6 protein-coding genes and 1 pseudogene are annotated in these 6835 nt (G+C 65.7%); 4 read left to right on the top strand and 3 right to left on the bottom strand.

Going from position 1 to position 6835, the window contains the following annotated elements; all coding sequences use genetic code 11:
• The first annotated feature begins 57 nt into the window (after nucleotides 1-57).
• Nucleotides 58-1056: a helix-turn-helix transcriptional regulator gene (locus tag ON20_RS07940; RefSeq protein WP_040834314.1), complete on the top strand. Its 999-nt coding sequence runs from the start codon at nucleotides 58-60 to the stop codon at nucleotides 1054-1056.
• Between the two features lie 811 nt (nucleotides 1057-1867).
• On the opposite strand, the gene ON20_RS07945 is transcribed toward ON20_RS07940, so the two are convergent.
• Both ON20_RS07945 and ON20_RS07950 read right to left on the bottom strand, forming a co-directional pair.
• Entirely contained in the window at nucleotides 1868-3841 is a 1974-nt protein-coding gene (locus ON20_RS07945) for a multicopper oxidase family protein (RefSeq protein ID WP_040834315.1), read from the bottom strand.
• Nucleotides 3838-4254: a DUF6220 domain-containing protein gene (locus ON20_RS07950; RefSeq protein ID WP_040834316.1), complete on the bottom strand. Its 417-nt coding sequence runs from the start codon at nucleotides 4252-4254 to the stop codon at nucleotides 3838-3840. Before ON20_RS07950 ends, ON20_RS07945 begins: the two co-directional genes overlap by 4 nt.
• A gap of 163 nt (nucleotides 4255-4417) precedes the next feature.
• On the opposite strand from ON20_RS07950, the gene ON20_RS38630 reads away from it, so the two are divergent.
• The 3 genes from ON20_RS38630 to ON20_RS07960 are packed head-to-tail and all read left to right on the top strand — an operon-like array spanning nucleotide 4418 to nucleotide 6311.
• Entirely contained in the window at nucleotides 4418-4816 is a 399-nt protein-coding gene (locus tag ON20_RS38630; protein ID WP_245547105.1) for a DUF7134 domain-containing protein, read from the top strand.
• A 26-nt stretch (nucleotides 4817-4842) separates the two neighbouring features.
• Entirely contained in the window at nucleotides 4843-5637 is a 795-nt protein-coding gene (locus ON20_RS07955; RefSeq protein WP_245547106.1) for a sensor histidine kinase, read from the top strand.
• The gene (locus ON20_RS07960; protein ID WP_051161919.1) at nucleotides 5634-6311 is read left to right on the top strand and encodes a response regulator; all 678 of its coding nucleotides are present in this window, start codon (nucleotides 5634-5636) and stop codon (nucleotides 6309-6311) included. The genes ON20_RS07955 and ON20_RS07960 overlap by 4 nt, the downstream gene beginning before the upstream one ends.
• Before the next feature lie 204 nt (nucleotides 6312-6515).
• Here the strand turns inward: ON20_RS07960 and ON20_RS40940 are convergent.
• Nucleotides 6516-6748: pseudogene (locus ON20_RS40940) on the bottom strand (transposase); the annotation flags it as partial.
• Nucleotides 6749-6835 lie beyond the last annotated feature (87 nt).

The following is a 6835-nucleotide window of genomic DNA, read 5'->3' on the forward strand; positions in this document are numbered from 1 at the left end:
CACCCTGGCACCAGTACCGGCCAGGGAACGTCCGCTACTCATGGCAGGCTGGCCACTATGCCGACCGCCTCGTCGACGGCGACCTCCCGCCGCCTCCTCTCGCTGCTGTCCTTGCTGCAGGCTCGCTGTGACTGGCCGGGCGGTCTGCTCGCCCAGCGGCTGGGTGTCAGTGAACGCACGGTGCGTCGCGACGTCGATCGCCTGCGCGAGCTCGGTTACCCCGTCCGGGCGGTCAAGGGACCCGAGGGTGGTTACCGACTCGGAGCAGGCAGCGAACTGCCACCGCTGCTGTTCGACGACGAGCAGGCGGTCGCGCTCGCCGTGGCGTTGCGGAACGCGGTCGGAACGGGCGCGGGTATCGAAGAGGCCGCCGCACGAGCCCTGGCGACCGTACGCCAGGTTCTGCCTTCCCGCGCGCGGCAGCGCGTCGACGCCTTCGAGATCACCGCGGTCGGATCGGCCGGGCGCGGGGCCGATCCGCGAGTCGACACCCACGTCCTGCTCGCACTGAGCGCTGCCATCCGATCCCGAGAGGAAGTACGGTTCGACTACCGGTCGCCGACACAGCCGGACGAGACCGGTCCGCGGCCACCTCGCCGGGTACAGCCCCACCACCTCGTGGTCCGGAGTGGACGCTGGTACCTCATCGGCTGGTGCCCGGAACGTGGGGACTGGCGGGTCTACCGCGCCGACCGAATGACGCTTCGAGTGCCCAACGGGCCGCGCTTCACACCCCGGCAGGTGCCAGGTGGCGATATCGCCGATTTCCTCTCCGCCCGATTCAAAGGCTCCGACAGCGCGAATACCTGGCCGTGCCGCGGCGAGGTGATCCTCCACCTCCCCCTCACACAGGTGGTCCCATTCGTCGGCGACGGTGTCGCCGAGGAACTCGGCCCTGCCCGAACCGGTCTTCTGATCGGTTCCTGGTCCTGGGCTGCACTCGCGGCGACACTGGCACGCTTCGACACCGAGATAGAGGTCATTCGCCCGCCTCAACTGCGGGACGCCTTCGCCGATCTGTCCCGTCGTGCAGGGCGCGCCGCAGGTCTCGCCTGACCCCGTTCCCCACTTCGATGTGCCCGCTGGGGGCACATCGGCGTTCTACAAGCCGAGGCGGCGCCACACGAAGACCGAGCCGCTCTGCCCCGTAAGTACGAACGGGCTCACGCCGCTACCAAACCGGTGGCGTGACCATCACATCCGGCCCATCCGGAAATCGGGGCACTCTCGCGCTCCTGGAACCGTGCCCGCACCTGGCGGCATCGTGGCGTGAGTGGGGACCCTGTTCCAACAGTTGAAGACGAATTCTGGGGTGCGAAGGGCCGGCCTGCTGCCGCCGACAGTGTGGTCGCGTCCGAAACGTAGGGCGCCACCGAGGCTACGGTACCGACTTCGGCCGGGTACCAGATCTGTGCCATCGGCTCGCGGTGCGCCGTGGATCTGGGGTCGAAGATTTCCCGCCGATCGGCATCGCGTCAGCGGTAAGTGACAGTGCCGACTATGTACGGTCCCTCAGGATCCGGGAATCGGAAGAGGAACGGCAACCGGCGCTGCCGCCGAGGCCACGACCAGGAGGATGCCGATACCCATTCCGATCGCCTGCTCTGTGGCAAACGATTGCCTGCTTCCTGGCCCCGGCCTCGTTCTCGGCCCTCGGCCGTGCCGAACCTGGCCTCGAAGACCATGCTTTCGATTTGTTCCGATGCAGCGGCACCAACGCCGCTCGCGACGAGCCGGCAGCGACCGCGCATAACAACAGATACATGGACAAGGGGCCGGTGCGCTTGGGGTGTGCTCGGGGATTGGGTGCCGAAAGGGCGGTCAATGGCAGCACGTTCGTCGAGACATCGGCGCGGCCGCGCCGTCGTCAGTGGTGGTGATCCGAACCGACAGTGTGCATACCGCCGAAAGGTGTGCCGACACCGTTGTAACGCAGTTGCAGCATCATCCCCTGGTGGGCGTGTGGCAGGTTGTGGCAATGGTTCATCCAAATGCCCGGGTTTGTGGCCCGGAACGCGACTTCCCACACCTGGCCTGGACGAACGTCGAAGGTGTCGACCCACAACGGGCTGCCCGACGATGGCATTCCATCCCGGGAAAGGATCAGCACCGGATGGCCGTGTAGATGCCAGGGGTGGGTCTCCAGACTCTGGTTGACCACGGTGAACCGCACGATGTCGCCTTCCACGACAAGCTGATCAGGGATCGAGGGGTGCCCGCGCCCGTTGACGGTGTGCGCGTAGGCCGGTGCTCCGTCCACCATGGCCAATCCTCGGTCGAGCACCAGGGTGAAGTGCCGGTCCGGGGCGGTGGTGCGCAGCGTGACGGGGACCGGGGTTCCATACGTCAGCAGGTCGAGCTCGGGCCATTGTGCGGTGTCCTGTGTGGGCGGCTCACCGTCGGGAGCGCCGACCTCGGGACGCAACCGCACGGCGGGGTCGTGGTGGTCATCGAGAGTCAACATCACGGATGTGTTCGGCATGACGAACACGAGGTCATAGCGCCCGGCCGCGGGCAGACGCAGCCCGGTCCGATCGACCTCGTCGGGCTGCTCGAGGTCGCGACCGTCGACGGCCACCACCTGGAACGAGGTGCCCACCAGAGCGAACCGGTGCGGATCTGAATCGGTGTTGACCAATCGAAGCCGTACCGTGGTGCCCGCGGATGCGACGTGTTCGGCGCCACCCGCGATCGTGGCGGTGCCGTCGAAGGTGTGTACGAGCAGAGTCAGATCCAGCTGTTCTGCGTGGGATTGCTCGCGCGGTTTCACGACAAGGGCGCCGTAGAGTCCCCGGCGTACGCCGATGTGCGATGCGTGATGGGTGTGATACCAGTAGGTTCCCACCTGATCTGCACGGAACCGGTATACGAACTCGCCGCCGGGCCTCACGATGTCCTGGGTCACGCCCGCCGCGCCGTCCTCCCCACACGGCACGTCGTAGCCGTCCCAGTGCAGGGTCACTCCGTCGCCGATATCGTGGTTGACCAGTTTGACCTCGACGAGATCCCCCTGAGTTACCGCGATCGGAGGACCGGGCACCGTGCCGTCGAAGGTCCATGCCTCGATATCTCGTCCAGATTCCAAGCGCACGGTGGCTTTCCGCGCGATCAATATGCGTTCGCGCCGGATGCTGCCGGGCGCCGGGGTGTCGGCGCCCCGTAGATCGGTCACCGATACGGTCGCGTGCGACGCCGAGTCGGGACCACCTCCGCCGGTCACCGACGCGGCGGGCCGCGCCGACAGGCCGATGCCGGAACCGGCTGCACCGACCACAAGGACACCACCGGCAATGCCGAGGAAGCGACGGCGCGAAACCTCCCGCAGGTCCGGGCCGGTGTCCTGTTTCCGGGTTGTGTTCGCCTTCGGTGTCGCGAGCACTCGCCCGGTCAGCAGCGCACCCGTGAACACCAGCGCGATCGTGATCAGCGCAGTGCCAAGGGTCAGGGGGTAGCCGACGAGAAAGGTCACCATAAAACCCGCCAATGCGGCGTACGCGGCAGTGAGCAGTGCAATCGCGCCTACCACATCGATGTTCTGCGGTTGTCGGGCACCGATGGCCTGCGTGAGCAGTCGTGGTCCGGCGATCACCGCGGCGGCCGGTACGGCCACCGCGAGCATCGGCAGCCCGAGCAGTACTTTCTCCTGGACGAACCACCAGCCCCGCCCGGCCAGCACTGTCACCGACGCAATCCTTGTCAACGTCAACAGCAACGCGATGGTTAGAAGGGCAAGAGCGCTCCTGGCACGCCGCAGCAACATGGTGATGCCTGTCGCGAACCACGCTATGACGCTCAACAACGCAATGGCATGGTCCAGGATGATCCAACCGACCGTTGTCATGATGCCGTGCGGGCGGGTCGGTCCGGTTGTCGCAGCATCCGCCGCGATTGCCGCACGACCATCCCGAGGACGCCGATTATGACCAGCCCGTTTACCGCGTGTAAACCGAATACGAAATGTCCGGCGCTCGAGCCGTCATCGGCCAATCCGGCGACTTCTCGGATCACCGACTGAAGAACCACCAACCCGGCGACGAGGCCCGTCGACCCGACGAGCCGTCCTGGCATCCAGGCAATGGCGGCCGTGATCGTGAGCACGACCGAGAAGAGGAGAATCGCGTTTCCGAGCGCGCGATGCAGATGGAAGGATTCCTCGTTGGGCGCGGTGTCGAACGCGCCACTGGCGGCCAGATAGAACTGTGTGACGACGGCGAGCAGCAACAGAGTTGCCAGACCGGCGAAGACTCTTTTCATGCCATGAATCGTGGCGTCGATCAGGCCTGGTCCGCTTCCGACAACAGGTGATGGTGTCTACGCCGAAGTGCGCAGCGATATCGCGGTCGGCTACGTCGATCGCCGTAGTCGACCGCGCGCCCTGCGGGAGCGCAAGCCCCCGCGGATGCCGTACTGTCACGGCATGGTTCTGAGGGCGGTGTCACGCCGGCTGTCTGCCCGGTTTTCGCGACGGCCTGCCTGGTTCTCGGACGTCCTGCTGGCGCTGTTCGTCACCGTGATCCAGGTTCAGAGTGCCGCGATCCCGATGCCGCTCGAGCCGGTCTCGAAACCGGTGTCAGGCTTCGGATATGTTCTGTTGATCGTGAGTGGCACGGTCACTGTCGCCCGCCGCCGGTGGCCTGTTCCGGTGTTCACGGTCACCGCGTCGGCGAGTCTGGTCTATTTCGGTTTCGACTTCCCCGATCGGCTTTCCTACCTCGGGCTCTTTGTCGCTCTGTACACTCTGGCCGCCTATGGCGACGGTCGCCGATCGCTGGCGATCGCCGGTGTGGAACTACCGTCCTTGCTCTCGGCTGGCTGATCGCCGCGGCAGACATCGAGCCGCGCGTGGCCATCGGCTGGGTGTTCTTCCGGATCGGCGCGTCGGTGATCAGCACGGCGCTGGGCGAGTCCGTCCGATCTCGCCGGGTCATCGCCGCCGATGCGCAGGAGCGGGCAGAACTGGCGGAACGGTCCCGTGAGGAGGAAGCCAAGGCGCGGGTCGACGCCGAACGACTGCGGATCGCCCGCGAAGTCCATGACACCGTCGCCCATGCGATCGCCATCATCAATGTGCAGGCCGGTGTCACCGCACATGTGCTCGACAAGCGACCGGAACAGGCCCGCGAAGCGCTGCGCGCTATCGAGCAGACCAGTTCGCAGGCACTGAGCGAGATGCGCGCCATCCTCGGTGTCCTGCGCGAGGGCGACGAACGTGAACCCCACCCTGGACTCGATCAGATTCGCGAGCTCACCGGCAAGGCCCGTGACGCCGGCCTCGACATCGCTATCGAGCAGTCCGCGCCGGTACCCTCGCTACCGAGCACGGTAGGCAGCGCCGCGTACCGTATCGTGCAGGAATCGATCACCAACGTGATCCGCCATGTCGGCCCGACCCGGGTGACGGTGACGCTCGAACCCGGCATTGATGTCTTGCACGTACGGGTGACCGATGAAGGTCGCCGCGACTCCACCCGCGCCCCGGCTCCGACGGGCAGCTCGCCCACCACAGGCCGCGGCATCATCGGAATGCGTGAACGTTGCCAGTTGCTCGGCGGTGAACTCGACGCAGAGCCGCGTCCCGATGGCGGGTTCGAGGTCGCGGCTCGCCTGCCACTCGCTCCGATCGGGTCGCGCTTGTGAACATCACGCCGCCGATCAGGGTGCTGCTCGCCGACGACGAACGTCTGGTCCGTTCCGGCTTCAAAGTTTTGCTCGACCTGGAAGACGACATCACGGTGGTCGGTGAGGCCACCACTGGCGCGGAAGCTGTCGAACTCGCGCGCGCCACGCGCCCCGATATCGTCCTCATGGATATCCGCATGCCACGGCTGGATGGAATACGCGCTACCGCTCAGATCGCAGAGTCCCGCGGGTTGCAGCAGGTCAAGGTTCTCATCCTCACCACCTACGACACCGATGAGAATGTTTTCGAGGCCTTGCAGGCAGGCGCGAGCGGATTCCTGCTCGAGGACGCAGGACCTGCCGAACTCTTGCACGCCATCCGCGTGATCGCCGCGGGCGACGCCCTGCTGGCCCCCCGGATCACCCGCCGCCTCATCAGCCAGTTCACCACGCAGCGCAGGGCCGCCAAGTCTGCTGAGGACCGGCTCGCGGTGTTGACCGACCGCGAGCGTGAAGTGCTGGCACTGGTGGGTCAAGGGATGAGTAACGAGGAGATCGGTGCCGCGCTGTTCCTGAGCCCGGCCACCGCACGCACACATGTCAGCCGCGCGATGGTGAAATTGGGCGCGCGCGACCGCGCGCAGCTGGTCGTAATCGCTTACCAGACCGGGCTGAGCCATTTCACTCCGTAGTGCCGGGCAGCTCATCTTCCCAGCGAAATCCACAACCTCGAGCACGAGGAGCTCGGCGCACACAAAAGCACACGTATCCCTGAGATAGGGCGTGGTGCCCGGAGTGAAACTTTCGAAACGCAGATGAGGACTTGCGCCCCGTCGTTCAGCGCGCTACAGATTTCACTGCCTCGGTAGCTGCTCGTCTTTGACGATCATCTCATCGAGGATCTTCTGACAGGTTCCATCGGCAGTCCACATCCGAAGCCGCTCGTGCGCGGTCTTCCACGGCCCGTACCGTTCGGGCAGGTCACACACGGAGCGCCGGTGCGGAGTTTCCACAAAATCACGTTGATCACTTGCCGGTGAGCACGCCACCGCCGGCTATGACCGGACACCGGCGGCATGGGCTCGATCCGAGCCCATGCCCGGTCTGTCAACTCACCATGACCAACCACGACCTACAGCTGATACCAACCATCACAATGAATTACAGGACAGGTCCTGGCCGATTCGGCTCGAAAGCCACTGCGGTTTCCTCCTTC

This window comes from Nocardia brevicatena NBRC 12119 (genome assembly GCF_000308495.1).
Classification (GTDB): domain Bacteria; phylum Actinomycetota; class Actinomycetes; order Mycobacteriales; family Mycobacteriaceae; genus Nocardia; species Nocardia brevicatena.

Excerpts from the sequence above, each read along its gene's own strand:
- ON20_RS38630 (WP_245547105.1), top strand. The coding sequence starts at position 4,418 with ATGGTTCTGAGGGCGGTGTCACGCCGGCTGTCTGCCCGGTTTTCGCGA.
- ON20_RS07940 (WP_040834314.1), top strand. The coding sequence starts at position 58 with ATGCCGACCGCCTCGTCGACGGCGACCTCCCGCCGCCTCCTCTCGCTG.
- ON20_RS07950 (WP_040834316.1), bottom strand. The coding sequence starts at position 4,254 with ATGAAAAGAGTCTTCGCCGGTCTGGCAACTCTGTTGCTGCTCGCCGTC.
- ON20_RS07945 (WP_040834315.1), bottom strand. The coding sequence starts at position 3,841 with ATGACAACGGTCGGTTGGATCATCCTGGACCATGCCATTGCGTTGTTG.